Source organism: Mangrovibacterium sp., assembly GCF_059905295.1.
Genome location: NZ_JBZQJF010000313.1, coordinates 1 through 26144 on the forward strand (window position 1 = coordinate 1; position 26144 = coordinate 26144).

Here is a 26144-nt window from a genome sequence, read left to right on the forward strand (position 1 = left end):
TGGAAGATGCTATTCGTCGAGGTACTTGGCCGGTAATTCCTTCGTAGCTTTAGCGCCCAGCTCTCGCAACTTCTCAGCCGAACGAACCAGGTTGCCACGCCCGTCGTTGAGTTTATTCATCGCCAAATCGTAGTTTTTCCGCGTTTGATCCAGGTTGTTACCAACCTTTTCCAAATCACCGATAAAGTTCACAAACTTATCGTACAAAGCCCCTCCCTGACGGGCAATTTCAATGGCGTTACGGGTTTGGTTTTCCTGCTGCCAAATGGATGCAATGGTTCTCAAGGTAGCCAGCAAGGTCGAAGGACTAACAATCACAACCTTATTATCCCAGGCATAGGAGAACAATTCCTGGTCGGCCTCAATAGCCACACTAAAGGATGACTCGATAGGAACAAACAACAGAACAAAATCGGGGCTGTTAATATCCTTGGCTGCCTGGTAGTGCTTTTCGCTTAAGCCTTTCACATGCGCTCTCAAACTGCCCAGGTGATCTTTGATGTGACGGGCACGTTCCTCATCATCGGTGGCATTTACCCAACGTTCGTAAGCGATCAGCGACACTTTCGAGTCAACAATAATATGCTTTTGATCCGGCAGGTTAATCACCACATCGGGCTGAATGCGCTGACCGTTATCGTTTAGGGTACTAAATTGCTTACTGTACTCTTGCCCTTCTTTGAGACCCGAGCGCTCGAGGATTTTCTCCAGAATAACTTCGCCCCAGTTCCCTTGCTTCTTCACATCCCCTTTCAGTGCTTTGGTCAGGTTGTTAGCTTCATCGCTAATACGCATATTCAGGTCGTGCAACTTCTTCAGCTCGGCTTTCAAGTCAGTCTGATCTTTCAAGCCTTTCTCGTAAGTATCCTCCACCTTCTTCTCAAACAGTTGAATCTTCTCGCGCAGAGGATTCAGAATCTCACTGATATTTTTCTGGTTCACTTGTGTAAACTCCTGCGAGTTCTGCTTCAAGATCTTATGAGCGACATTCTCGAATTCGGTCGTAAATTTCTTTTGTAACTCCTCCATCTCCTGCTTCTGCGTCGCCAGCTTTTCACGCAGGTTGGCAAACTCCACTTCAGCCCTGGCCAGACGTTCCGATTTTTGCTCGTTCTCCTTCTCTGTTTGTTCTAGTTCCTCACTCAGTCGGTTCTTTTCCGCCTGTAAATTGACCACCCGCTCTTCCAGCTGGGCTTTAGTTCGCTCATAGTCGGTTTGTGCAGCCAGGCGTTCAGCATCCACATTTTTCACGTCCAGCTCCTGCGACTTCGCTTTCAATTTAAAAAACAGAAAAGCCACAACAAAGCCAATTATTAGGCCTGCAAGCAGATAGATAAATTCCATTGTCATTTTATTTTGAAGCCTAAATGTACAAAGAAGTCACGCACCAGAAAAGAAAGATTTTGATGAATTAGTCCCATTCCAAATTCAGAAGCAACACCACCAAAACCTCCAACTTAACCTGTCAAAACTAATTTATCCTATATTTTAAAGAGTTAAGATTTTATAGCTCAGTCCAACTTCGTAAATTTATATCGTCAAGTTGAAAATTCCTGAACCTACCGGCTTGGATTTCCTCAACCCACAGCAATGAAAACAGAATCAATTGAGTTCTCACAATAAATATCATGACCATGAAAAAAACAATCGGAATAGTAGTCGCTTTGATTTTCGTTGTAAGCCTCCAATCACAGGCCCAAAAGATTGGCCTGCGTGTGGGCTACCAAAACACCATGATGAAAGTTGACGGCAGTAAAATCGGGAAAACAGGAAGCTCATTATACATCAATGCTTACAAGGATACCAGGATTATCCCCTTTCTGTTTTTTCATTCAGGATTACAATATTCCCAGGCAAAAGCCAAAATAACGGACGAGAATTATACCATTAACTATCTGGGAGCACCCGTTGGCTTAAAAGCTAAGTTGGGACCGATATACGGCCTGGCAGGAGCCACATTCAATGTGAAACTGAGTGAAAACAACTCACCGAGCGGCGATAAAGCCAAATGGTATGACACCAATACTTTCGTGGGCTTAGGATTTAGCTTTTTAATGTTAAATATTGAAGGGCGCTATTCGTGGGGCATGACCGATATTAACAACGGCATCCACAACAATGCCTTTCAGATTGGTGTAGGAATTAGAATCTAGATGCACAGCTATAAAACAGAAAGGCGTCCGACTATTCGGGCGCCTTTTATTTTTTTAGGGGAAAGTGACAAAGACAAAAAAACCACCAGTTAACACTGATGGTTTTCAAAAATTACAATTCAATATTTTGAGCAATTAAAGCTGCAGTTGTTTCGAACTCTTCAGGGGTAAATTTCTTTTTATCCGAGAAGTGTAACAAATCAGCTTCAGTTTGCATAGGCACTAAATGAATGTGTGCGTGGGGTACCTCCAAGCCGAGTACCATCACTCCGACTTTTGCACAGGGGATGGCTTTTTTTAAGCCGGTCGCGACTTTCTTGGCAAATAGCTGCAGGCCGGTATAGCTTTCATCATCCAAATCAAACAGGTAATCAACTTCTTTTTTCGGGATACACAACACATGACCTTGGGCAACCGGGAAAATATCCAGGAATGCCAGGTAGTTGTCGTCCTCAGCCACCTTATAAGCGGGAATTTCTCCTTGAACGATTTGGGTAAACAAACTAGCCATAACTTCTGATTAAAGTGAGATATCTACAATTTCGAACTGCATAATTCCCGAAGGAACTTTAATATCAACCACATCGCCAACTTTCTTGCCCATCAGGCCTTTGGCAATCGGAGTTTCAATCGAGATTTTACCTGATTTAAGGTCAGCTTCATGTTCTGATACAATTGTGTAAACCATCGTAGCATTGTTCTTCTTGTTTTTGATGGTTACTTTGTTCAGAATCTGCACGCTGCTGGTATCGATTTTAGATTCATCGATAATCCGTGCATTCGCAATTTTATCGCGTAAAACAGCAATTTTTGCTTCCAGCATTCCCTGAGCATCTTTGGCTGCATCATATTCCGCGTTTTCCGAAATATCACCTTTTTCAATGGCTTCACCAATTTGCTTTGAAATAGCCGGACGCTCGACGTTCATCAACTGATCAAGCTCAGCTTTCAGTTTATTTAAACCGTCTTGAGTGATATAGGCCACTTTTCCCATTTCTTTTACTTTTATTTGAATTTATGTGACTTCATATAAACAAAAAAGAATTCCGCGTGCGGAACTCTTTGTCTACGCAAAGCTAAATAAAATATTTGAGTTATACGAATCCCTTGTTTAAAAATACTCCTTAAACTCCTGTCAACTAAAAAGTTCTAGTATTTCCGATTTAGAATTTCCGAATAGATGACTGCTTTCCGCAGCGAAAAATCTTCCAGAAATAAATTCCGAGGGGTGAGTTTGGCTTCATCTTCACGAGAGAGTTTCTCCAGCTCCGGAGCCTTCGATGTACTTTTTACCCGGCTATCCGTTTGTGCCAGGCTTTTATGCTCCATTCGCCGATGAGCCATCTTGGGAGGAGCCTGCATTTGGGGCCGGGCTTCAGCCGTTTTCTTTTTCGGAGTAAGAATTGTTTCAACCGGTGGAGGCACCGTATTGGCTTCCTGTTTGCCGGTCATAAATAAATCGTCCTCAAACAACTCTTCAAAAACTGAACGCGGAGACCTTGGCTGTTCATCGTCCATCTGATTCATGGCTTGCTCTCTCCGTTTCTTGGAACTGTTCATCGCACCGATGACAGATAAAACCAATGCTATAATGATGAAAATATAATCTTCCATACGACTAAATTCTAACTACAATGAAATAAATTGCGTTGAAATTTGTTTTGCTTATAAAGGTATAAAAAATGAATGGCATCAAACCATATTTCTTAAGATTAACTTTAGTCCTGACGCTGATTATCGCTGGTGCTACTTCGTGCTCAAAAGATATGGAAACATCAATTCCGTATGTACATATTGATGCCCGATTAAGTTTAACGACCTACAACGGATTGAAAGTTGCCGGTGTCACCTACTTTGCAAAATACGGCTATGGCGGTATTTTCATCATCTACAACGGGCTCGAATACCTGGCTTGCGATGCTGCTTGTCCTTACGAAGCTGATGCTTCAGTCATTGTAGAGAACGAAGGCGGAATCGGGACTTGTCCCGAGTGTGGATCAAAGTTTAACCTGATTGATGGGGGCTCCCTGATATCTGGACCAAGCACCGAGTCACTCAGACTTTACGCCATTTCGGCAACCTCCAACTACATCTATGTTGCAAACTAACACAGTTCGTACAATTGATCGGTAGACGAAATCAGCAAAAATACCCGATCAAAGACAGAGTTAAAGGACAGTTTTCCCAGTTTATTTTGGAAGTTGAAATTGATCTTACTCAGGTGTTCCAGGTGAACAAGTAACCAAATCTGGTGTAATCTTTTCCGCTGATATAAGCCCAGCTTTTGATCTTTTGCAGCAATTGTTTCGGCCAGTTTATGAATAAGCTCCTCCGGTTGCTTCAGCCTCCCCGAATGTTGAATGAAATTTTGCCCTTTCAACTCAGTTAGTTCAATGCCAATGGTTTTCTTCCGATTAATCTTCAACAGAAAATCGGGCGATTCTCCCTCAACCAGCTTCCCTTTGGGCACATCCTCCAAAAGCGCCATAAACTGCTCTACGATTCTTTGCTCGTTTTGCTTATCCATGCTTTGAAGGTACAAAAAAAGCAGCCCGAAAGCTGCTTAGTATCTTGATTCTAATAAGATCGAATTAATAACGGTAGTGTTCCGGTTTGTAAGGACCTTCCGGTTTTACACCGATGTAAGCTGCTTGTTCTTTTGAAAGCTTGGTCAGCTTCACCCCGATTTGTTCCAGGTGCAAACGAGCCACTTCTTCATCCAAATGTTTCGGCAAGCGATAAACATCCAATTTGTAGTCGTTCTTCCACAATTCAATTTGCGCCAATGTTTGGTTGGTAAATGAGTTACTCATTACAAAACTTGGGTGACCTGTAGCACATCCCAGGTTTACCAAACGACCTTCAGCTAACAAGTAAATTGAGCGGCCATCCTCATAGCTGTATTTATCAACCTGAGGTTTGATATTCGTTTTAACGATTCCCGGCCAACGCTCCAGACGAGACACCTGAATTTCGTTATCAAAGTGGCCAATGTTACACACGATAGCCTGATCTTTCATGGCAGCCATGTGTTCGGCAGTGATGATATCTTTGTTTCCGGTTGTTGTCACATAAATGTTCCCTTCAGCCAGGGCATCATCCATGGTTTTCACCTCGAAACCTTCCATCGCAGCCTGCAATGCGCAAATCGGATCGATCTCGGTAACAATTACACGAGCACCGTAACCACGCATCGAACGGGCACAACCTTTACCAACATCGCCATAACCGGCAACAACCACAACTTTACCGGCAATCATTACATCGGTAGCACGTTTAATACCATCGGCTAACGATTCGCGGCAACCGTACAGGTTATCGAACTTCGATTTAGTAACCGAGTCGTTCACGTTAATAGCCGGGAACAACAGTTTCCCCTCTTCCATCATCTGATACAAGCGGTGAACTCCGGTAGTTGTTTCTTCGCTCACACCTTTAATCTCTTTCGCGGCGTTAGTCCAGCGATTAGGCGTTTCTGCTAAAATGCGTTTCAGTATTTTATTCAGTTGGATTTCATCTTCTGCATCAACCTCTTCATCCAAAATTGAAGCATCCTTCTCGGCCTCAACACCACGGTGAATCATCATGGTAGCGTCGCCACCATCGTCAACAATCAGGTTCGGTCCCAACCCGTTGCCAAAGTCAAGTGCTTTTTCGGTACACCACCAATACTCGGCCAATGTTTCGCCTTTCCATGCAAAAACAGGAACTCCTGCAGCAGCAATTGCAGCAGCAGCATGGTCTTGCGTACTGAAGATGTTACAGCTTGCCCAGCGTACTTCAGCACCCAATTCAACCAATGTTTCAATTAAAACAGCAGTCTGAATGGTCATGTGCAAAGAACCCATAATGCGAGAACCTTTCAAGGGCTGCTCGGCTGCATATTTTTTACGGATTGACATCAATCCGGGCATTTCCTTTTCAGCAATCTCAATCTCTTTCCGTCCAAAGTCGGCCAGTGATAAATCAGCTACTTTGTATTCCAATTGTGTTTCTGTTACTGTCGTCATTCTCAATTAATTTTGGAGTGCAAAGATAATTCTTTCCCACTAAATGACCAGTATTTTTTTAGATAAGATGACGAATGCTGTTTGGTGCCCCAAAAGGAAGTTCAAAAGGCTGTTTCCGCGTGTTGTTTCAACGCCTGGAATACATCTGCAAACGATGTTCCTGAAAGATTATTGATTGGCCAGATGGATGAGAACGGTTTGCTTGTCCATTTCCAGCTGAACACGAAGATCGTCGATGGAGGCAAATTTCTGCTCGTCCCGGATTTTCTCAACAAATTCCATCTCAAGTTCCTTTCCATATAGATTCCCTTCAAAACCCAGAAGATGAACTTCAATGCTCCGGTTATCTGCATTATTATTCACAGTTGGGCGAGTGCCAATATTCAACATGCCCATGTAACGCTTGTGTTCAACATTCACATAAACCGCATACACCCCATGACCGGGAATCAGTTTATTCGGATCGGATGCCTGGACATTTGCTGTGGGGAACTGAATTTTTCGCCCAATCTTCTGTCCTTCAACCACTGTACCATGCAAGGTGTACGAATAGCCCAGATAGCGATTGGCCCGTTGTGCATTTCCGGCTTGCAACGAATCCCGGATTTTACTGGAACTAATATTGATATCATCAATCAACAGAACATCCAGTTTTTCCAGGCCAAAACCCATTTCTGCCGATAACTCCTGCAACATGTTGAAGCTACCTTCGCGATTTTTGCCAAATTTGTGATCATAGCCTACCACCAGCGTTTTGATTCGCAAAGCATCAACTAAAATCGTTTTTACAAAGTCGGAGTAACGCAACTGCGAAAACTCCTTTGTGAAGGGATAAATGATTAAATGGTCAATTCCAGCTCTTTCAAACAGGCGGATTTTTTCATGGAGTGTTGTCAGCAAACGAAGATTCCCTTCTTCCGGAAAGAGCACCAACCGAGGGTGTGGATAGAAGGTAAAGATGACGCTTTCACCTTTTTTTTCACGTGCAATATCCTTTAACCGGTTAATGATTTTCAGGTGTCCGAGGTGAACGCCATCGAATGATCCAATGGTTAATACAGGATTTTCTACGTGAAATTCGTCAATATCTCGGTAAATCTTCATGTTAGCTTTTCTATCTCGCGAAGGCCAAAAATACATTTTTGAATTGAAGATAAAGACACTGTTCTGAAAATCATGTTTCAAAAGATTCATTCTTCATACCTGATTGAGGTTGAAATTATTATTTTTACCGCTCGAATAAAAAATATGTCATCCGTGAGAAAATTTGGTGTTTTACTCTTAGCCCTGACAACAATAATTGTTGCATGTAACGATTCTACAAAGTATAAAATCGAAGGTCAAATCAGCAATGCTGATGGTTCGTACCTCTATCTGGATGAATTAAAGGTGTCATCTACAGAGACAATCGATTCCGTAAAGATTGGTAAAGACGGGGATTTTAGCTTCGAAGGAAATGTTAGTTATCCTACCTTTTTCCTTTTGCGGTTAAGTCAGAACAACTTCATCACACTATTGGTTGATTCTGCCGAACACGTCAACGTCAAGGGCGACGCTGCAAATTTTGGTCGCGAATATTCGGTTTCCGGATCTGAAGGCTCCCAGTTTGTGAAAGAATTGAATCAGCACCTGACCCGTACCAAACATCAGCTTGATTCGTTGCGCACCTTACAAATTTCGTTTCGCAATGATCCGGACCTTGCTGAAAAGCAAAAGAAATGGAATGAGGAGTATAATGCCATCCGCCAGGCTCAGGTTGAATATTCACAGAAATTTGTTTCAGATCATCCATTTTCGATGGCAAACGTACTGGCTCTTTACCAGAAGTTCGATGACGAAACTTATGTGATCCAGGATTTGCAATCGCTGAAACTGGCTGCATCAGCATTGAATTCATTCTTCCCCGAATCGGAACATGTAAAGGCATTGTACAGTAACACACTGCAATTGATGCAAGAAGAGCGGGCTGAAAAAATGAAAAACTTCATCCAAACCCAAGGGGTAAACAGCCCGGATATTCTTCTCCCCAACCCGGATGGAAAAGAAATTGCGTTAAGTTCGATGCGCGGCAAATACGTGCTGCTACAGTTTTGGTCGGCGATGGATCGCGGGTCCCGCATTTTGAACCCGGTTTTGGCCGAAGTTTATAAGAAGTACAAAAACAAAGGATTCGATATCTACCAGGTATCAGTAGATGAAAACCGTTACGAATGGTTGGATGCAATCGATAAAGACAAGCTGACATGGACGAATGTTGGCGACATGAAAGGTAGCATGAAAGCGGTTGGTCTGTATAATGTAACTTCCATTCCTTATAACTACCTCATGGATAAAGACGGTAAAATTATCGCCAAGGACCTGAAAGGACCAGCTTTAAATAACCTATTGAGCGACCTGTTAAAATAAAACGCACTTATTTCAATTGGAATTACAAACAAACCGAAGTCGTATATTTGTCTACGCTTCAACTAAAAGACAGGAAGTTTGATCGAGCAGGGTAAAAAAATATATTTCATTTCGGATGTTCACCTCGGTGCTCCGGCCTTAAAGAATAACGCAGAACGAGAGCGTCTTTTTGTTCGATGGATGGATGAGATTAAGCAAGATGCAGCCGTTTTATTCCTGATGGGCGATATTTTCGATTACTGGTTCGAATATCATAAGGTAGTTCCCCGCGGCTTCACCCGCACCTTGGGTAAGATTGCGGAAATAGCCGACTCGGGAATTCCGGTTCATTTCTTTACGGGTAATCATGACGTCTGGGTCTTCGACTATCTTCCATCGGAACTGGGAGTCCACGTTCACTACAACGAGATGCGGGCAACATTCAACGGTAAAAAGTTTTTCCTGGCTCACGGTGATGGTCTCGATCCTTTCGATACCGGCTACCATTTCCTGAAAAAAATCTTTACCAATCGCTTTTTTCAATGGATGTTTGCACGCATACACCCCAATTTAGGAATTATGATTGCCCACGGGTGGTCGAAAAAAAGCCGTTTAGACAAAGGCATGGGTGATGATTTTAAAGGACCAGAGAAAGAAGGATTGTTTGTTTTTGCCAACTCGGTACTTGAAAATGAAGAGATTGACTATTTTATTTTCGGACATCGACATTTGTTACTAGATTTGCCGATTGGAAATAAGAGCCATTATATCAATCTGGGTGATTGGATTAATCACTTTTCATATGGTGTTTTTGACGGAGAAAAGTTTGAATTAAAAAAATATAACCAATAGGAATTTGCTTCAGCAAATTTGATCATTATGACTAAAAAGATATACACAAAAATTATTGGGACAGGTCGTTGTATTCCACCTAAAGTGGTTAAAAACGAACACTTTTTAGACTATGAGTTCTACGATCCTTCCACACGCAAAAAATTTGATAAAACCAACGAAGAAATTGTTACTAAATTTCAGGAAATCACCAACATTGTTGAACGTCGTTGGGTTGGTGATGATCAGATCAACTCTGATTTAGCAACAATTGCGGTGAAAGACGCCTGCGATTCAGCCGGCATTGATCCGGAGACACTTGATTTCATCATTTTTGGTCACAACTTTGGTGACGTTCACCCAAATCAAACTTGTGTTGATACCATCCCCGGTCTTGCAAACCGAGTAAAGCGGAATCTGGATATTAAAAATCCGGGCTGTATTTGTCACGATGTCATCTCAGGCTGCCCGGGCTGGACACAAGGAATGATCGTAGCTGACGCTTACATTCGCAGTGAAACATTCAAGCGTGGTGTCGTTATTGGCTCCGATACACTTTCCCGTGTTTCTGATCCGCACGACCGGGACAGCATGATTTTCTCCGATGGTGCCGGTGCTACAATCGTAGAAGCAAACTGGAGTGAAGAGCCTGTTGGCATCTTAGCCCACTCAAGTCGTTCCGACTGTAATCCGTATGCCAACTTACTAACATTTGGAAAATCGATGAACCCGGACTTTGAAGGGGAAGATTTATACATCAAGATGGCAGGTCACAGACTTTATGTGTATGCCTTGAGCCATGTTCCGGGCGTTGTAAAAGACAGCCTGGATAAAGCCGGCCTGACACTGAAAGACATTAAGAAGGTGTTGATTCACCAAGCCAACGAAAAAATGGACGAAGCAATTCTGAAGGGTGTTTTCAAGCTTTATAAGGAAAAAGAAATTCCTGCCGGTATTATGCCAATGAGCATTGAAAAACTGGGCAACTCTTCAACAGCAACTGTTCCTACCTTGCTCGACCTAATAGTTAAGGGCGATATGGAAGGTCAGGAAATTAACAAAGGGGATTATATCATACTTTGTTCTGTTGGTGCAGGAATGAATATCAATTCGATTGTTTATAAATGGGAATAAGCGAAAGCCCATTCAAAAAATAAAAAAAGAAAGAGTTATCAATTCAGTTTGATAACTCTTTCTTGCTTTATCGTCGTCCGCGATAATTTGGCTTTCGCTTATTGCGGTTTTTTGTTCGATTCTGCTCCCGATTTCCGCCTTCCGGTTTAGGGCGGGGAGCTGTGAACTTTTTCACCGGAGCTTTCTTTTTGGTCGAAGGTTTAACAACAAACTCTTCTTCCTCATCATCAGGAAAAGGATGATCCTCAACAATGGGAATTTGCTGATTAATAAACCGCTGAATATCGCGCAGGTAAGCCCGTTCCTCAATATCGCAAAACGACAAAGCTGCACCGCTCGAAACAGCTCTACCTGTTCGTCCAATCCGGTGAACGTAGGTCTCCGGGATGTTAGGCAAGTCGAAATTAATCACCAGCGATAGTTGGTCAATATCGATACCACGTGCTGCAATATCGGTTGCCAGCAGCACCTTCATCTTTCCATCCTTAAAGTTATTCAAGGCCTTTTGACGGGCATTTTGCGACTTATTCCCATGAATGGCAGCCGACACAATACCGGCCTTATCCAGAATACGGACCACTTTATCGGCACCATGCTTGGTTCGTGTAAATACGATTACCGACTCGTAACTGATTGTTTGTAACAGGTGAAGCAATAATTTCGGTTTCCACTTTTTGCTCACAAAATACAGCGACTGCTCTACCCGCTCGGCAGTTGTTTGCTCGGGTTTTATTTCCACTTTCTCGGGATGGCTTCCCAGTATCTTCCCCGATAATTCGACAATTGCCGGTGGCATGGTTGCTGAGAAAAAGAGTGATTGCCGTTCGACTGGCAAACGACCGATCAGTTTCCGAATATCGTGGATAAAGCCCATATCGAGCATGCGGTCGGCTTCATCTAGTACAAAATGTGCCAAAGCATTCAGCTTGATTTCTCCCTGATCCATCAAATCGAGTAAACGGCCCGGTGTGGCAATCAGGATATCAACTCCTCGCCGCAGCGCTTGTACCTGCGCGTCTTGTTTTACACCACCAAAAATGACGGTATTTCTCAATCCCGTATATTTCCCGTAGCTGTCAAAACTTTCAGCTATCTGAATGGCCAGCTCCCGTGTCGGTGTTACAATCAATGCTCTTACTTTTCGTCTCCCCTTGCTTTGCTGATGCTTCAAATAAAGCTGTTGCAGAATTGGAATTGCAAAGGCTGCAGTTTTACCCGTACCGGTTTGAGCCGATGCAAGTAAGTCTTTCCCGTTAAGTAAGAGTGGTATTGATTGTTCCTGAATCGGAGTTGGTTTCTTGTAGCCCTCTTCTTCGAGAGCTTGTTTTATGGAATCACAGATTCCCAGATCGTTAAATGTCATCTAATTAATTAAGGTCGCAAAGATAAGGGAATAAATCGGATATTCCACATCGCCTGAATTTCACTCAAAACTCCCGACCTGTAACAGCTCGTAGAAATTGCAAATCAACTCTTTCTGTTCTAGCTGAAGTTTACCAGTTTATCGGTTCCTGCCCATGCGAAACCAGGAAATCGTTGGCTTTGCTAAAATGCTTATTCCCAAAGAAACCGCGGCTTGCCGAAAGCGGCGATGGGTGTACTGAGGTCAGCACCAGGTGCTTATTGCGATCGATAAATTCACCTTTCCGAATGGCGTAGCTTCCCCAAAGAATAAAAACAACATGCTCCTTCTCTGTATTAATGCGATGAATAACCGCATCGGTAAATTCTTCCCATCCCTTTTTCTGGTGCGATCCGGCCTGGTGAGCCCGAACAGTCAGGGTTGCGTTTAAGAGAAGAACGCCCTGCCTAGCCCATTCAATCAGACTTCCGGATGTAGGAACAGGCTTACTCACATCGCCGTTCAGCTCTTTAAAAATATTGCGAAGACTTGGAGGAAATGCAACACCATCGTTTACCGAGAAACATAAGCCATGCGCTTGTCCCGGGCCATGGTATGGATCTTGCCCCAAAATAACCACCTTTAGCTGATCGAAAGGGCATTGATCGAAGGCATTAAAAATTAATTTCGCCGGCGGGAAAACCGTTTGCGTGCGATACTCATTTCGCACAAAATCCGTTAATTTCCCGAAATAAGGCTTTTCAAACTCGTCGGCTAATACGCCTTTCCAGCTTTCATCAATTTTAACATCCATGCTTGTTTGTTTTTTGGGAGCCACTAAAATAGAAGAATTGTTTGGAAGCCACAAGGAAGACGGAGCGGGAACATCGAGACTGATCACAGGACACTTCTACTTCACTCGTCCTGGATTTTTCTTCACAAAATCGCCCCAGCTTTTATAGCCTGCTTTAGCAACCGGATTTTTCATTTGCAGATAGTGACAAACAGCTACTGCCAGTGCATCCGTGGCATCCAGCTCCGGAGGAAGATCTTCCACTTTCAAGGTATTTTTCAGGAAATATGCAACTTGCTCTTTTGCTGCACGCCCCATGCCGGTAATCGCTTGTTTTACTTTTAGTGGCGCATATTCAAATACCGGAATATCACGTTGAAGAGCCAAACCCATTACAATTCCCTGAGCGCGTCCAAGCTTCAACATAGCCTGGATATCCTTTCCATAGAAGGGTGACTCAATAGCCAGTTCATCGGGCAAATATTCTTCAATCAGGGCTTGAGTACGATTGAAAATATGTTTTAAGCGAAGATAATGATTGTTGTATCCGGCCGTTTTCACCACCCCAACATGAAGTACATGGGGCTGATTATCTTTCACTTCAATTAACCCGTAGCCCATCACCACTGTTCCGGGGTCGATTCCTAAAATTCGTTTTCCTTCTAAACTCATGAATGCTTGTTTCGTAACCGGAACACCTGTACCAAACGCAACAATGGCAACCGGATTTGCTGAATGAGAATGCCTAAAAGTATAAAACTTAAACCAATAAATGTAGTAGCATAAATGGTTTCGTGCAGAATAAAATGGATAAACAGCAGGGAGATAAAGGGAAACAAGAACACAAAATTCCCGGTAACCGCATTGTTTTCACTTTTGTGTAAAGCGTAAATCCAAATTACATAAGTAAGCCCCAGTTCGAATAAGCCAACATATACCGCCGCCCAAAACGCCTGCCCCGACAACGGAAAATGAAAGGCATTGGGCTCGAAAAAACTATATCCATAGAGGAAGAGCAAACCGAAAATGAAGTTCCAGCTAAGCACAACGATCCTGTCGCGTTTATCACGGGCACTAAAGATCCAGTATAACGACCAAATGAGACTACTGCCTAAAGCCAGTAAAGCTCCCAACGTATTTGTGCGGGCAAAGCCATCCCAGCCGCCTTGCGATGAAATGAAAACCACCCCTGCAAAGCTGCAACATATCGCGACCAGGTTTTTCCAGCTTAACTTTTGTCCCAGAAACGGAACCGACAGTAAGGCCAGAGTTACCGGCCAAACCATATTCAGAGCTTGAGTTACCTGCGCCGGATTCAATGCATAAGCTTTAAAAAGAATGAGATAGTAAAAGAACGGATTTAGGAATCCCTGAACCGCTGAAGCAGCTAATTGACGTCCCGAAACAGAGATCAACTCCTGCCACTTTCCCAATACCAGGACAACGCCCAGAAAAAAGAACAGCGAAACAATCGAAGCAACAAATATCAGTTGAAAAGGTGTAAACTCGCGCAAGGCCAATTTGAAGGCTGTTGCCACTGTCGACCAAAGCAACACGGCCAGCAAAGCCAGGAAAATAGCAGTCTTCTGGTTTTTCATTTAGTTGATGGTTTCTTCAACGGAAATTGGTTCCTCCGCATTCTGATCAAAATCGCCCCGCAGTTCCCGGTAAAAAATACGAGCCTGTTCAACATGCACACTTCCCGGATAGTCGGTCATCAACTTCAGGTAGTAAGTTTTCGCTTTCTCCGGATCGTTCAGTTTTGTGCGGTACAAATTGCCTAATTCCAGCAAAGCATCATCAACCAACAAGTCGTAGGGATATTCGACAACAATTTTCTCGAACCATTGTGCAGCATCGGCCCAATCCCCCTGCTCCTCCCGAATTGATGCTTTTCGAAAGTAAATATCATCCTGTAAGCTATGAAACGGGTAAGCACGCTGCAAACTATCAAGCATAGCCCAGGCAGCATCAGTTTGATGGCGAAACAAGCACAAATCGGCTTCTGCGAAAAGCTGCAGGGGCACACTGGTCGTATCCAGATTCATATTATTGCCGATAAAGAGCGATAATTCCATCGCATCGTTGGCAATTAATTTCGACGTGCTGGCTTTTAAAACATCCAGCTGCGCTTTTGCCCACGACATTTCGCCCATATAATAGCCCAACCGGGCTTTTTTCATTTTAACCTGGTCTCCCAGATCATTGTTCTTATTTTTATCAATTACCTGCGAGTACAGCAAAACAGCTTCCCAAACATCGCCGGTAAAGACATAAACATCGCCTAAGGCAGTTTTTAACTCATCGCGTTCCATTGGGTCAAGCTGCGGTAAATCCATCCCTTTATTCAGCAGATCAATCGCCTTATCGGGCTGTGCCAAGTCGAAGGTCAAGAGATGAGCATAATTCGAAACTAACGAGTAGGTGTCAGCTTCAATTCCCAGCTCCGCCAGCAAGCTTTCAAACTGAGTGCCCAATTCCTGTGCAGACAATGCTCCTTCAGACTTTTTTACAAACTGAGCGTATAGCAAGTTCATGCGGTTTACCTTGCCCATAAACAAATAGGGAGTGGCTTTTCCTTTTGCAATAATATAATCGTAAGCTTTCAGTGCATCATCAAAGCCCTCGTTATGGCCGGCAATACGGGCCAGTTCCATAATCATCGGCTCTTCATTGAGTCCTCGTTTATCCAGCGCAATTTGTTGCCGGAGCGCAAGAGCGTATTTCTTCTCACTCAAGAACAACCAAATTATCAAGCGATTGTAAGCTAATACTTCCGGCTCCTTCTGCATCCTTTCAAGCACCGAGGCTTGCAGTTGATCTCGTAGCGAATGGTCTACATCCAGCCGAAAAGCATTCTGCACCGCACTCTCCATACGAGGCAACATTTGTTCGTCGTCGCGCACCATATCCAGATACACTTCAAACATTTTTGTATAATTCCGCTGATACAGATAAACCCGTCCCAACTCGTAATTAAAGCTCTCGCCGGGCATATTCTTCGGGGCACTCAGGTACAGCTGCTCCGCATAATCGTATTCGCCTTTACTCAATAAAATATTAGCCAGACGAGTGTAATCACTTCGCGATGGTTTAACCGTCTCAATGGCTTCCTGAAGCTTCTCATCAGCCTCCTGTTCCAGCCCTTTCTTCTTTAACAGCATCGCCCATTGCACATACAAAATTGCCGGGCTATCGTTTTTCCGCATGGCCTTTTTAATTTCCTTTTCGGCCACATCAAACTGGTTACTTTCAATTAAGCAATTCAGGTAAAATTCGAAATAATGCGGACTTTTCGTGCTTTGGTACAACTCGTTGTACAATACTGCCGCTTTATCAAATTCCCGGGTATTGTAATAATTGTTAGCCAGTTGAGCTTTGCTCACATCCGGGTTCTGCTGCGCCTCAACCTTCAGGTTAAATACAACCAAACAGCATAAAAATAAAAACATTATAATCCGGGATTGCTTCATAACTACAAAACTAACATTCTTTGCAGCCAATTGTGTCCGTACATTCGGCTTCGCTCTAAAATAATGCTTTTGTATTTATCTTACCTACCATTCCCGTTGGTATTTACGACGAAAACGGCATCCACAACTCTATTTGAGACTTTGAAAAGCAATGAAATAACTACATTTACCGGGAAATAACACAAAAGTGATGACCGAAGAAATACAACCACGGCCACGCCTGCCACGTTGGATGAAGATGAACCTGCCTAAAGGTGAAAGCTACTCGAAAGTAAAAAATTTGGTTGGCAAACATGGGCTCCACACCATATGCACCAGTGGAAACTGCCCAAATATCGGGGAATGCTGGAACCGCGGAACAGCAACTTTCATGATTCTGGGAGAAATATGCACACGTAATTGTAAATTTTGCGGTGTTCAAAGTGGGAAGCCCCTGCCTGTTGATCCCAAAGAACCGGAACAAGTAGCCAAGTCCATTAAAATCATGCAGCTCAAACATGCTGTTGTTACTTCGGTTGATCGGGATGACCTACCGGATTTGGGTGCCGAAGCCTGGGTGGCAACAATCAAACAAATCAAAGCAACCAATCCACAAACAAAGCTCGAGGTGCTGATTCCTGATTTTCAGGGACGAACAGAACTGGTAAAACAAATTATTGATGCTAAACCTGCCGTTATTTCGCACAACATGGAAACGGTTGAACGGCTAACACCACAGATTCGAAGTGTAGCGAAATATCGGCGAAGCCTGGAGGTTTTACGCATCATTGCCCAAAGTGACTGCATCGCAAAATCAGGTATCATGCTCGGATTGGGAGAGACTGAAGATGAAGTTCTGCAGACCATGGACGACCTGCTGGCCGTTGGATGCAAAGTCATAACCATCGGGCAATACCTTGCACCGACGCAGCAACACCTACCTGTTGTCGAATACATTCACCCTGACAAATTTGAAAAATACCGAACAATTGGCCTGGAAATGGGTTTTTCTTTCGTCGAAAGTAGTCCGCTGGTGCGCTCGAGCTACCGTGCCGAGTTACACGCCGGAGCTTAGGACGGGACGGTCACTGTATTCAATCGAAGAGGACAGTGCGGTATCCGGGCTTTCGAACCTAAAACTTGGAATTTAGAACTTAAAACAAGATGGCAAATTTTACATACGAAGATGTTGGTCAGAAAGACTACAAAGAATGTTGGGATTACCAGGAACAAATTTTGGAAGAAGTACAGGCTCAGAAAAAAGCGAATGGAGGATCAACTGATCTCAACCGATTCTTGCTGGTAGAGCATCCACATGTGTATACACTGGGCAAGAGTGGTGATGAACACAACCTGTTGGTGCAAGACGACTTTCTGAAAAAAATTGAGGCAACCTATTACAAAATTAATCGTGGCGGCGACATCACTTACCACGGCCCAGGGCAGTTGGTTGGTTACCCTATCATCGACCTGGAATACTACCATATTGGGGTACGTGAGTATATCGAAAAAATGGAAGATGCCATAATTGCAACGATCGCCCACTACGGCCTTACCGGTGGACGAAAAGAAGGTGCAACCGGGGTTTGGCTCGATAGTGATATTCCGGCTAAGTCTCGAAAGATTTGTGCCATCGGTGTGCGCGTGAGCCGCTATGTTACCATGCACGGATTTGCGCTAAACGTAAACACCGATATGCGCTATTTCAACTATATCAACCCTTGCGGCTTTGTTTCATATGGTGTAACTTCGATTGAACAAGAATTGGGTCACAAAATAGATATGGAAGAAGTCAAAAAAGTCGTTCAGGAAAAGTTCAACGCAATCTATTAACCACATATAACTAAATCAACAATCATGATCAATACAGACGAATTAGACGATAAATATGGCATAGAAGGCGAAATCGGCTTCATGGAAATGGATGGGGACCTGGTCTTTTTAAGTATTTCCAATAAATATGCAGATGCTGACATCTGCCTTTACGGTGCTCATGTAACCAGTTATAGGCCGGTGCGCACGATGGATATGCTGTGGATGAGCCCCGAATCGATTTTCGAGGAAGGCACACCAATCCGTGGAGGCATTCCTGTGTGTTTCCCTTGGTTTGGTCCCCACAAAGCAGATAACAGTCTACCACAACACGGCTTTGGCCGTCGCCTATATTGGGATGTACTTTCAACTGAAAGCCTGCACAATGGAGAAACAAAGGTTGAACTGATCCTGAAATCCTCCGATGCAACCAAAGCCTTTTGGCCCCACGATTTTGAAGCTGTGATGTGCTTCATGATTGGCGCCCGGTTACAAGTTAGCCTGGAGGTGAAAAATACATCGGCCGAAAGCTTCACCTACGGATGTGCACTGCATAGCTATTTTGCCATTTCGGATATTGCGCACGCTCAAATTGAAGGACTCCAAGATGTGGGCTACCTCAACCAATTAACCGGTACAAACGGTCAACAAAAGGAAGAGCTTTTACTTATCAACGAGCCGCTAACCCGCCACTACCAAAATACTGAGCATCCTGTTGTTCTGAATGATGAAGGATTCCGCCGTCGCATTCGAATTGAAAAATCGGGCAGTAAGGTTACTACTGTCTGGAATCCGGGACAAGAAGCATGCATCCAAATGACCGATATGCCTGACGATGGTTTTGCCAATTTCGTGTGCATTGAAGCAACCAACTCCTTCGATTACGAAATTCTGTTGGCTCCGGGCGAAACTTATGAAACTACGCAGGTATTTGGCTTGGAGGATTTATAATGAATTTTATATACGAAGCAAGGCTCGAAGAATATCACTTCGGGCCTTATTTCTTTTCCTCAATCTGAAAAAGCCAGAGCCATCAGATTACAGGTCGTTCTATTTTCAGTTGGAAATTTTCCTCTACGTAAGCAATCAGCTCAACGAAGAACCGATCAAACAATTCGTGCATAATCCCGAAATTACTTTCAAGCACATCAATTGCCTGATTGGTTTTATCCGGAAGGCTGGTACGATGTGCCATAATATGCAGTGACTGCTGAATACCATCGATGCGGGCATAAGACTCCAGCCGTTTATGCTGAATCAGAAAAGGCAAAAAACCCTGTACCCGTGTTGGTAACTGAAAAAAATTAGAGAGTAACACAGCATGTACGTGCTTGGCAAATTGCCGTAAAGAGTAAGGCGAATAATCGCGCCAGTAACAAGCCAGAAAATGATCAAGAATTACATCGGTCACAATGCCGGCATAACGTCCGTAAGCAGGACGAAAATAAGCAACTACTTCTTTTACCACCGGGTGCACGTCGGTATAGGAATCAATGGCCCGATGTAAAAGAATTCCTTTTTGCACATCCTCTGAATAGTGTAGATATTTTCTACCCTTCACATAGTCTCCAATGAAGTTTCCCACTAAAACTTCATCCGACTTGCCCGATAAATAAAGATGTGCCAAATAATTCATATCAGTTTTGAATCGATTTCTTTTTAAATGCCAATTCAGGAATCCTGGAGGCCGAGATCAACACAACACCTACCAAAGTCAGGAAGCCCCCAATCAGTTGATGCATTAACGGGAAAGTATCGAAATACAACACACTGCCAATCAACACAAACACAACCTTCGTGCTTTGTACTATCGACGATTTCGAGACTTCAATATAATGAAACGAGTAATAGATTAACAGCAACGCGATGAACGGTCCCAGGAAAGCGCCGATGGCAATATTCACAAATGCAGAAAGCGGAATTTCGAGCGAAGGTCGAAAGAATAAAACCAACAGAATTGAAAATCCGAACAACCATACTGAGCGGTTTGTATTGATAATTTCGGGGGACATATCGCGCACATTCAGTTTTACAACAACTGATGCTATTGCTGCGAAAAGCGCATTGAGCAAAACCACACCCGCACCCGGAATAAAAAGCTCCGATAAATTTGTTCCCCCCCGATAACTAACGACAAACGCTCCAACGAGAGCCAAGCTTGCCCCTGCCGTCTCCAGTGGCGAGAACTTCTCCTTCAGAAACAACACCCCCATGACAGTTAAAATTACCGGATACAAATTTCCCAGAAAGCCAGTTACAGCCGGGTCTGGAATAATCTGAATCGACAGGTAGAAAAAGCTTGTTGTGATGATTTCGAGAATACCGAGGATGAATAACGCACGCTTTTGCTTACCACTTAACACTCTCAAGTACCGGTTGTGCTTGCGGTAAAATAACCAACCAACATTTAATACGGCAGCAATAGCAAACCAATACAAAGCAAACTGGACGAGATGAATCTCGTTCAATGCAGCTTTACTGAATATGTAAATATTGGAAAAAGCAATGGTTGCGATGATTGCAAAAGCATATCCCTTTATTTGCTCCGATTTCATATTGACTGCTTTGAGAAACTGTTTATGAAGGCAAAAGTACAAAAATAAGAAAGGCCTCATTCCGAAAAAGGAATGAAGCCCTCACTATATCAAATAAAGAATTTCTTGTAAACGAACTATATTAGTTCAACCAGCGAAAGTTATCTCAGCTTTTCAGTCAGGCGACGAACCTCTGCCGCCGGGTTTTCTCCGCCATACAAAATGTTGTACACGGCTTCACAAATTGGAAGATTGACTTTGTATTCCTGGTTAATTTCGTGAATGGATTTTGTGGCATAATACCCTTCGGCAACCATGTGCATTTCCAGCTGTGCTGTTCGGGTTGTGTAGCCTTTACCAATCATTGTACCAAAGGTCCGGTTTCGCGAAAACTGCGAGTATGCTGTAACTAATAAATCGCCTAAATAAGCCGAACTTTTGATATCGCGAGTAATTGGATGGACCTTATCAACAAAGCGCTTAATTTCCTGGATTGCATTGGCTATTAGAACCGCCTGAAAATTATCTCCGTAGCGCAAACCATGCACTATTCCTGATGCAATTGCAATAATATTTTTGAGTACTGAAGCATATTCGGTTCCCCAAATATCATCAGAAACATGCGTACGGATATACGGACATTCAAGCTTAAATGCAAAATCACGTGCACGACGGATATCCGGACATGCTATGGTCAGGTACGAAAGACGCTCTAAGGCAACTTCCTCAGCATGACAAGGACCGGCAATCACACCAATACGTTCCAATGGTAATTTAAACTGTTGATGCAAATATTGACCAACGATTTGATTGCCCTCCGGAATAATCCCTTTGATAGCAGAGACAATGTATTTTGAACTGATATCAACAGTCACTTCTGACAGGGTCGAATACAAAAATGCGGACGGAATGGTCAACACCAAAATATCCGATTCTTCAAAAGCCTGATTAATATCGCAGAAAAAATCAACCCGATTAATATCAAACTCAACACCGCGCAAGTAGTTCGGGTTATGTTTGAATCGTTTGAATTGCTCAATACTTTCCGGATTCCGGAAATACCAACCAATCCGATCAACATTATTCAGAAGGATTTTTGCTAAAGCCGTAGCCCAGCTACCACTTCCTATTATTGTTATTTTGGGTTCTGTAAACATATTAGGCCAACGGTTAGGCGATCCAGCTGGTCACGTCTTCCATGGTTGGATTTTGCAATCCAAGTTTATTTTTCTTGTTATACCCGCAAAGGTCGTTAAACAATTTTCCGGGTTTTACTTCTTTTACAGCATCTACTTTTTTGAATCCCATTTTACGGAGTACATCAATCCATTCAGTCGGAATTCCGAATGCTTCAAACTTATCATCTGTATCAGCATCATTTTTCTTCTCCGGTTTCATTTGGGGGAAGAATAAAACATCCTGAATAGACAGATTATTGGTCATAAACATCGTCAAACGGTCAATCCCGATTCCCATTCCTGATGTAGGAGGCATGCCATACTCCAAGGCACGCAAGAAATCCTGATCGATAAACATGGCTTCATCATCGCCTTTCTCCGACAAACGCATTTGCTCTTCAAATCGCTCACGCTGATCAATCGGATCATTCAACTCAGAGTAGGCATTGGCCAACTCTTTACCATTCACCATCAACTCGAAACGTTCAGTCACTTCCGGATTTTCGCGATGTTTTTTCGTCAACGGCGACATTTCAACCGGATAATCGATAATGAAAGTCGGTTGAATGTAATTTCCTTCACATTTTTCGCCAAATATTTCATCAATCAATTTTCCTTTCCCCATGGTCGGATCGGTTTCAATGCCCAACTTATCGCAAATATCGCGTAATTCCTCTTCAGACTTACCGGCAATATCATAACCTGTATGCTCCTTGATAGCCTCGTACATGGTAACACGAGGGTAAGGACGTTTAAAATCGATGACTTTATCACCAACCTGAACTTCGGTTTTACCGTGCAGTGCCAAAGCAACACGCTCAACCATTTCTTCGGTGAAATTCATCATCCACTTATAATCTTTATAAGCGACATAAATTTCCATCGCAGTGAACTCTGGATTATGAGTCCGGTCCATGCCTTCGTTACGAAAATCTTTCGCAAACTCGTATACTCCTTCAAAACCACCAACAATCAAGCGTTTCAGATACAACTCGTTGGCAATACGCAAATACAAAGGAATATTCAGTGAATTATGATGTGTAATGAATGGACGCGCAGCTGCACCACCCGGAATTGACTGCAAAATTGGTGTTTCAACCTCCAGGTAACCATGTTCGTTAAACATTTGACGCATGGTGTTAACGATTTTTGTTCGTTTAATGAAGGCATCCTTCACCTGCGGATTCACTACCAAGTCAACGTAACGCTGACGGTAACGCATCTCCGGATCGGTGAACGCATCATATATTTTACCGTCTTTTTCTTTGACAATCGGAAGTGGACGCAACGACTTACTCAACACAACCAGTTCCTTCACATGAACTGATTTTTCACCCACTTGTGTTGTGAAAGCAAAACCTTTAATTCCAATAAAATCGCCAATGTCCAGCAATTTTTTAAACACATCGTTATATAAAGCTTTATCCTCTCCTTCACAAATTTCATCGCGGTTAATGTAAAGCTGAATACGACCTGTATCATCCTGCAACTCAGCGAAAGAAGCTTTTCCCATAATACGGCGGCTCATAATCCGACCTGCCAAGGCAACCTCCTGAAAGTTCTGCTTTTCCGGTTCAAATTCAGCCTTTATTTGTGCTGCTTTAGCATTTACTTCAAACTCTGCAGCCGGATATGGCTCAATTCCCAACTCTCTTAACTTCGCTAAAGAATTTCTCCGAATAACTTCCTGTTCGCTTAACTCTGCTGTACTCATTGGAATGAATAATTATAAATTCTGCTTTTAAAAAATCTGTGCAAAGATAAGATAAGAATTAAAAAATCCCTACTTCCGATGAATTTGAAACTAAATCATGCAAAATCAAGGATTTGTCTTTTCGACAATAATGTTAACAATTTTATATACAGGCTAATGGTTTGAACCGATGAAAATTAGATGAAATTTTTGTCAAGTAAGTTGAAATAAAGACCCTCATGTACTTAAAATACAGTTTCCAGTTCTAGCTTCATTTCTTATCTTTGAACAGTTTTAATTATTGCATCTCCGAAGGAAGACCTTCAACACCAATGGAAAAAATCTGGAAAGTAAAAGAACAAGGCGACATAAATGTAATCAAGCATTTATCTGCAGCCCTGAATGTCAACATGGTTATTGCAAACCTGTTGGCACAACGGGGGATTACATCCTTTAATGAAGCTAAATCGTTCTTTCGTCCCAAACTTTCCGATCTGCATGATCCGTTTTTGATGAAAGATATGGATAAGGCTGTTGCCCGCCTTGAAAAAGCAATTGAAAATCAAGAGAAGGTCCTTATTTACGGAGATTACGATGTTGACGGAACAACCTCGGTTGCTCTGATGTACCAGTTCCTGCGAACACGTATCAAAGATCTTGACTTTTATATTCCGGACCGTTACTCCGAAGGTTATGGCATTTCACCCCGGAGTATTGAGTACGCCTCTAACGAAAAAGTTTCACTGGTTATCGTGCTTGACTGCGGGATAAAAGCAATTGAAAAAATCCGCCAGGCTAAAGAGCTTGGCATCGATTTCATTATCTGCGACCACCACAATCCCGACGATGAAATTCCGAATGCTGTCGCTGTTCTCGATCCTAAACGTCCTGACTGCAAATATCCATACAAGGAACTTTCGGGCTGCGGTGTCGGTTTCAAACTTTTGCAAGCATACACGCAAAAGAATGACATCCCGGTTGTTGAGCTATATGATTTGCTCGATATGGTTGTCGTTAGTATTGCCTCTGACATTGTTCCGGTAACCGGCGAAAACCGGGTTCTAGCTCACTTCGGGTTGAAAAAGCTGAATGTTAACCCAAGTCTGGGATTGAAAACAATTATCCAGATTTCGAATTTAGTCGGTCAAAAACTCTCCATCAGTGACATCGTTTTCAAAATCGGTCCACGCCTTAACGCTTCAGGCCGTATTGAACACGGCAAGAAATCAGTTGAGATTTTGGTCATGAACGATGAAGACCAATCCATTGCGCTAGGCGAAGAGATCAACTCGTACAACGAAATTCGCAAAACACTCGACCGCGACATCACTCAAGATGCCCTGAATATGATTACGCATGACCCGTTTCATGCTGAACGACACTCAACAGTCTTGTATAACCGCGACTGGCACAAAGGAGTTGTAGGTATTGTTGCTTCGCGTTTAACCGAACATTACTACCGCCCTACAATTATCCTGACGGAATCGAATGGCTTGGCAACAGGCTCGGCTCGCTCAGTACGGGATTTTGATTTATATGAAGCAATCGGGCAATGTTCGGATTTGCTTGAATCATATGGAGGGCACATGTATGCGGCTGGTTTGACGATGAAAATTGAAAATATACCGGCTTTCGCACGTCGTTTTGAGGAAATCGTGAAAAATACGATTACCGAATCGCAGAAAACGGAAGTTTATGAAGCTGACACCAAACTTCAGCTTTCCGATATCACCCCCAAGTTTTATCGCATATTAAAGCAGTTTGAGCCTTTTGGGCCGCACAATATGACACCGCTTTTCCTGACCGAAAACGTGCTTGACAGTGGAACAAGTCGATGTGTTGGCCGGAACCTGGAACATCTCAAACTCGACCTGGTCGAGCCCACCGGAAACTCATCGGTTTTCTCAGCCATTGCTTTTAACCATGCCAATCATTACGAAGCAATCAGCCAGGGATTACCATTCGACATTCTTTACCACATTTCAGAAAACGAATTCAGAGGAAAAACAAATTTGCAACTCTATATTAAAGACATCGCTGCAAAGATTTATTAATCCTGTTTACTAACTGTAAAATTGAAACCTATGGATTCAACCCGTAACAGCCAGAGCCAGTTTACTCCAAAGAATATGGTTTTAGGCGTACAATTCCTATTTGTTGCTTTTGGGGCAACAGTATTAGTCCCTCTCTTAGTTGGCATTGATCCTGCAGTAGCTTTATTCACTGCCGGAATCGGAACTTTACTCTTCCACTTAATTACCAAAGGAATGGTTCCTGTTTTCCTGGGAAGTAGCTTTGCCTTTATTGCCCCAATAATTGAATCAACTAAACTATACGGACTACCCGGAACATTTTCCGGAATTATTGCAGTAGGACTTGTTTATGCGATAGTTTCTGCAGTTATAAAAGTCAGAGGACTGACATTCGTTGAACGGCTATTCCCTTCAACAGTTGTTGGACCTGTCATCATGATTATCGGTTTATCACTAGCAAGCACTGCTGTAGATATGGCCAAAACAAACTGGATTATTGCAAGTTCCAGCTTACTAACAGCCATTATTGTGGTGGTTTTCACCAAAGGTCTGATTAAACTGATCCCAATTTTCATTGGTATCGTGGTCGGCTACATCATAGGTTTAGCACTCGGGGTTATTGACTTCACGCCAATAAAAGAAGCCAGTTGGATTGGATTTCCGGCCTTTACTGCACCTAAATTCAGCTGGGGGGCCATTACCTATATGATTCCGGTTGCCATAGCTCCAATCATTGAACATGTTGGTGATATGTATGCTATCGGGGGAGTTGCCGAAAAGAACTTTATTGAAAA

Annotated in this window: 26 protein-coding genes; 10 read left to right on the forward strand and 16 right to left on the reverse strand. The window is 43.0% G+C overall.

The window, feature by feature from the left end; translation table 11 throughout:
* Window positions 1-9: 9 nt before the first annotated feature.
* Window positions 10-1344: a DNA recombination protein RmuC gene (locus AC37HE_RS15765; RefSeq protein WP_500783884.1), complete on the reverse strand. Its 1335-nt coding sequence runs from the start codon at window positions 1342-1344 to the stop codon at window positions 10-12.
* Window positions 1345-1634: 290 nt separating this feature from the next.
* Between AC37HE_RS15765 and AC37HE_RS15770 the strand changes: the two genes are divergently transcribed.
* Window positions 1635-2153 carry an outer membrane beta-barrel protein gene (locus tag AC37HE_RS15770; protein ID WP_500783886.1) on the forward strand — a complete coding sequence of 173 codons (519 nt, stop codon included), beginning with the start codon at window positions 1635-1637 and terminating at the stop codon, window positions 2151-2153.
* Window positions 2154-2265: 112 nt separating this feature from the next.
* Here the strand turns inward: AC37HE_RS15770 and AC37HE_RS15775 are convergent, their stop codons facing one another.
* The 3 genes from AC37HE_RS15775 to AC37HE_RS15785 form a co-directional block, all read right to left on the reverse strand.
* Complete coding sequence (locus tag AC37HE_RS15775) at window positions 2266-2664, reverse strand: HIT family protein (protein ID WP_500783888.1); 399 nt, start codon at window positions 2662-2664, stop codon at window positions 2266-2268.
* Window positions 2665-2673: 9 nt separating this feature from the next.
* Complete coding sequence (gene greA / locus AC37HE_RS15780; protein WP_500783889.1) at window positions 2674-3147, reverse strand: transcription elongation factor GreA; 474 nt, start codon at window positions 3145-3147, stop codon at window positions 2674-2676.
* Window positions 3148-3302: 155 nt separating this feature from the next.
* Window positions 3303-3767 carry a hypothetical protein gene (locus AC37HE_RS15785; RefSeq protein WP_500783891.1) on the reverse strand — a complete coding sequence of 155 codons (465 nt, stop codon included), beginning with the start codon at window positions 3765-3767 and terminating at the stop codon, window positions 3303-3305.
* A gap of 68 nt (window positions 3768-3835) precedes the next feature.
* On the opposite strand from AC37HE_RS15785, the gene AC37HE_RS15790 reads away from it, so the two are divergent.
* The gene (locus tag AC37HE_RS15790) at window positions 3836-4261 is read left to right on the forward strand and encodes a Rieske (2Fe-2S) protein (protein ID WP_500783892.1); all 426 of its coding nucleotides are present in this window, start codon (window positions 3836-3838) and stop codon (window positions 4259-4261) included.
* Here AC37HE_RS15790 and AC37HE_RS15795 read toward each other — a convergent pair.
* From AC37HE_RS15795 to AC37HE_RS15805, 3 genes are all read right to left on the reverse strand, one after another.
* Complete coding sequence (locus AC37HE_RS15795; RefSeq protein ID WP_500783894.1) at window positions 4258-4680, reverse strand: hypothetical protein; 423 nt, start codon at window positions 4678-4680, stop codon at window positions 4258-4260. The genes AC37HE_RS15790 and AC37HE_RS15795 overlap by 4 nt on opposite strands.
* Before the next feature lie 64 nt (window positions 4681-4744).
* On the reverse strand, window positions 4745-6163 hold the full coding sequence (gene ahcY / locus AC37HE_RS15800) for an adenosylhomocysteinase (protein WP_500783895.1): 1419 nt from the start codon (window positions 6161-6163) through the stop codon (window positions 4745-4747).
* A gap of 168 nt (window positions 6164-6331) precedes the next feature.
* Complete coding sequence (locus AC37HE_RS15805) at window positions 6332-7267, reverse strand: bifunctional riboflavin kinase/FAD synthetase (protein WP_500783897.1); 936 nt, start codon at window positions 7265-7267, stop codon at window positions 6332-6334.
* A gap of 153 nt (window positions 7268-7420) precedes the next feature.
* Here AC37HE_RS15805 and AC37HE_RS15810 point away from each other — a divergent pair, with 153 nt between their 5' ends.
* The 3 genes from AC37HE_RS15810 to AC37HE_RS15820 all read left to right on the forward strand — a co-directional run bounded on the left by AC37HE_RS15810 (window position 7421) and on the right by AC37HE_RS15820 (window position 10513).
* Window positions 7421-8569 (forward strand): redoxin domain-containing protein, encoded by a 1149-nt coding sequence (locus AC37HE_RS15810; protein WP_500783899.1) that lies wholly within the window; start codon window positions 7421-7423, stop codon window positions 8567-8569.
* 78 nt (window positions 8570-8647) lie between these two features.
* Window positions 8648-9400: a UDP-2,3-diacylglucosamine diphosphatase gene (locus AC37HE_RS15815; protein WP_500783900.1), complete on the forward strand. Its 753-nt coding sequence runs from the start codon at window positions 8648-8650 to the stop codon at window positions 9398-9400.
* Between the two features lie 27 nt (window positions 9401-9427).
* The gene (locus AC37HE_RS15820) at window positions 9428-10513 is read left to right on the forward strand and encodes a 3-oxoacyl-ACP synthase III family protein (protein WP_500783902.1); all 1086 of its coding nucleotides are present in this window, start codon (window positions 9428-9430) and stop codon (window positions 10511-10513) included.
* Between the two features lie 67 nt (window positions 10514-10580).
* On the opposite strand, the gene AC37HE_RS15825 is transcribed toward AC37HE_RS15820, so the two are convergent.
* The 5 genes from AC37HE_RS15825 to AC37HE_RS15845 all read right to left on the reverse strand — a co-directional run bounded on the left by AC37HE_RS15825 (window position 10581) and on the right by AC37HE_RS15845 (window position 16100).
* Complete coding sequence (locus AC37HE_RS15825) at window positions 10581-11876, reverse strand: DEAD/DEAH box helicase (protein ID WP_500783904.1); 1296 nt, start codon at window positions 11874-11876, stop codon at window positions 10581-10583.
* Between the two features lie 130 nt (window positions 11877-12006).
* The gene (gene ung, locus AC37HE_RS15830) at window positions 12007-12669 is read right to left on the reverse strand and encodes a uracil-DNA glycosylase (RefSeq protein WP_500783905.1); all 663 of its coding nucleotides are present in this window, start codon (window positions 12667-12669) and stop codon (window positions 12007-12009) included.
* A gap of 96 nt (window positions 12670-12765) precedes the next feature.
* Entirely contained in the window at window positions 12766-13320 is a 555-nt protein-coding gene (ruvC, locus tag AC37HE_RS15835; protein ID WP_500783906.1) for a crossover junction endodeoxyribonuclease RuvC, read from the reverse strand.
* Window positions 13317-14246, reverse strand: coding sequence for a DMT family transporter (locus AC37HE_RS15840; RefSeq protein WP_500783908.1), 930 nt, complete (start codon window positions 14244-14246; stop codon window positions 13317-13319). The genes ruvC and AC37HE_RS15840 overlap by 4 nt, the downstream gene beginning before the upstream one ends.
* On the reverse strand, window positions 14247-16100 hold the full coding sequence (locus AC37HE_RS15845) for a tetratricopeptide repeat protein (RefSeq protein ID WP_500783910.1): 1854 nt from the start codon (window positions 16098-16100) through the stop codon (window positions 14247-14249).
* A 211-nt stretch (window positions 16101-16311) separates the two neighbouring features.
* Between AC37HE_RS15845 and lipA the strand changes: the two genes are divergently transcribed.
* From lipA to AC37HE_RS15860, 3 genes are all read left to right on the forward strand, one after another.
* Window positions 16312-17175, forward strand: coding sequence for a lipoyl synthase (gene lipA / locus AC37HE_RS15850; protein ID WP_500783912.1), 864 nt, complete (start codon window positions 16312-16314; stop codon window positions 17173-17175).
* Window positions 17176-17264: 89 nt separating this feature from the next.
* Complete coding sequence (lipB, locus tag AC37HE_RS15855; protein WP_500783914.1) at window positions 17265-17933, forward strand: lipoyl(octanoyl) transferase LipB; 669 nt, start codon at window positions 17265-17267, stop codon at window positions 17931-17933.
* 24 nt (window positions 17934-17957) lie between these two features.
* Window positions 17958-18863, forward strand: coding sequence for a D-hexose-6-phosphate mutarotase (locus tag AC37HE_RS15860; RefSeq protein WP_500783916.1), 906 nt, complete (start codon window positions 17958-17960; stop codon window positions 18861-18863).
* Between the two features lie 82 nt (window positions 18864-18945).
* Here the strand turns inward: AC37HE_RS15860 and AC37HE_RS15865 are convergent, their stop codons facing one another.
* From AC37HE_RS15865 to lysS, 4 genes are all read right to left on the reverse strand, one after another.
* Window positions 18946-19548 carry an acyl carrier protein phosphodiesterase gene (locus tag AC37HE_RS15865; protein ID WP_500783918.1) on the reverse strand — a complete coding sequence of 201 codons (603 nt, stop codon included), beginning with the start codon at window positions 19546-19548 and terminating at the stop codon, window positions 18946-18948.
* Between the two features lies 1 nt (window position 19549).
* Complete coding sequence (locus AC37HE_RS15870; RefSeq protein ID WP_500783920.1) at window positions 19550-20467, reverse strand: DMT family transporter; 918 nt, start codon at window positions 20465-20467, stop codon at window positions 19550-19552.
* Between the two features lie 140 nt (window positions 20468-20607).
* Window positions 20608-21603, reverse strand: a complete 996-nt coding sequence (locus AC37HE_RS15875) for an NAD(P)H-dependent glycerol-3-phosphate dehydrogenase (RefSeq protein WP_500783922.1) — start codon at window positions 21601-21603, stop codon at window positions 20608-20610.
* Window positions 21604-21616: 13 nt separating this feature from the next.
* Window positions 21617-23338, reverse strand: coding sequence for a lysine--tRNA ligase (gene lysS, locus AC37HE_RS15880; RefSeq protein WP_500783924.1), 1722 nt, complete (start codon window positions 23336-23338; stop codon window positions 21617-21619).
* Window positions 23339-23649: 311 nt separating this feature from the next.
* Here lysS and recJ point away from each other — a divergent pair, with 311 nt between their 5' ends.
* Both recJ and AC37HE_RS15890 read left to right on the forward strand, forming a co-directional pair.
* Window positions 23650-25371 (forward strand): single-stranded-DNA-specific exonuclease RecJ, encoded by a 1722-nt coding sequence (recJ, locus tag AC37HE_RS15885; RefSeq protein ID WP_500783926.1) that lies wholly within the window; start codon window positions 23650-23652, stop codon window positions 25369-25371.
* 30 nt (window positions 25372-25401) lie between these two features.
* The coding region (locus AC37HE_RS15890; RefSeq protein WP_500783928.1) for a uracil-xanthine permease family protein at window positions 25402-26144 on the forward strand (743 nt) is incomplete at its 3' end.

Bases quoted from the DNA above. Each gene is read 5' to 3' on its own strand.
- AC37HE_RS15765 (WP_500783884.1), bottom strand. From the start codon at position 1,344: ATGGAATTTATCTATCTGCTTGCAGGCCTAATAATTGGCTTTGTTGTG.
- AC37HE_RS15770 (WP_500783886.1), top strand. From the start codon at position 1,635: ATGAAAAAAACAATCGGAATAGTAGTCGCTTTGATTTTCGTTGTAAGC.
- AC37HE_RS15775 (WP_500783888.1), bottom strand. From the start codon at position 2,664: ATGGCTAGTTTGTTTACCCAAATCGTTCAAGGAGAAATTCCCGCTTAT.
- greA (WP_500783889.1), bottom strand. From the start codon at position 3,147: ATGGGAAAAGTGGCCTATATCACTCAAGACGGTTTAAATAAACTGAAA.
- AC37HE_RS15785 (WP_500783891.1), bottom strand. From the start codon at position 3,767: ATGGAAGATTATATTTTCATCATTATAGCATTGGTTTTATCTGTCATC.
- AC37HE_RS15790 (WP_500783892.1), top strand. From the start codon at position 3,836: ATGAATGGCATCAAACCATATTTCTTAAGATTAACTTTAGTCCTGACG.
- AC37HE_RS15795 (WP_500783894.1), bottom strand. From the start codon at position 4,680: ATGGATAAGCAAAACGAGCAAAGAATCGTAGAGCAGTTTATGGCGCTT.
- ahcY (WP_500783895.1), bottom strand. From the start codon at position 6,163: ATGACGACAGTAACAGAAACACAATTGGAATACAAAGTAGCTGATTTA.
- AC37HE_RS15805 (WP_500783897.1), bottom strand. From the start codon at position 7,267: ATGAAGATTTACCGAGATATTGACGAATTTCACGTAGAAAATCCTGTA.
- AC37HE_RS15820 (WP_500783902.1), top strand. From the start codon at position 9,428: ATGACTAAAAAGATATACACAAAAATTATTGGGACAGGTCGTTGTATT.
- AC37HE_RS15825 (WP_500783904.1), bottom strand. From the start codon at position 11,876: ATGACATTTAACGATCTGGGAATCTGTGATTCCATAAAACAAGCTCTC.
- ung (WP_500783905.1), bottom strand. From the start codon at position 12,669: ATGGATGTTAAAATTGATGAAAGCTGGAAAGGCGTATTAGCCGACGAG.
- ruvC (WP_500783906.1), bottom strand. From the start codon at position 13,320: ATGAGTTTAGAAGGAAAACGAATTTTAGGAATCGACCCCGGAACAGTG.
- AC37HE_RS15840 (WP_500783908.1), bottom strand. From the start codon at position 14,246: ATGAAAAACCAGAAGACTGCTATTTTCCTGGCTTTGCTGGCCGTGTTG.
- AC37HE_RS15845 (WP_500783910.1), bottom strand. From the start codon at position 16,100: ATGTTTTTATTTTTATGCTGTTTGGTTGTATTTAACCTGAAGGTTGAG.
- lipA (WP_500783912.1), top strand. From the start codon at position 16,312: ATGACCGAAGAAATACAACCACGGCCACGCCTGCCACGTTGGATGAAG.
- lipB (WP_500783914.1), top strand. From the start codon at position 17,265: ATGGCAAATTTTACATACGAAGATGTTGGTCAGAAAGACTACAAAGAA.
- AC37HE_RS15860 (WP_500783916.1), top strand. From the start codon at position 17,958: ATGATCAATACAGACGAATTAGACGATAAATATGGCATAGAAGGCGAA.
- AC37HE_RS15865 (WP_500783918.1), bottom strand. From the start codon at position 19,548: ATGAATTATTTGGCACATCTTTATTTATCGGGCAAGTCGGATGAAGTT.
- AC37HE_RS15870 (WP_500783920.1), bottom strand. From the start codon at position 20,467: ATGAAATCGGAGCAAATAAAGGGATATGCTTTTGCAATCATCGCAACC.
- AC37HE_RS15875 (WP_500783922.1), bottom strand. From the start codon at position 21,603: ATGTTTACAGAACCCAAAATAACAATAATAGGAAGTGGTAGCTGGGCT.
- lysS (WP_500783924.1), bottom strand. From the start codon at position 23,338: ATGAGTACAGCAGAGTTAAGCGAACAGGAAGTTATTCGGAGAAATTCT.
- recJ (WP_500783926.1), top strand. From the start codon at position 23,650: ATGGAAAAAATCTGGAAAGTAAAAGAACAAGGCGACATAAATGTAATC.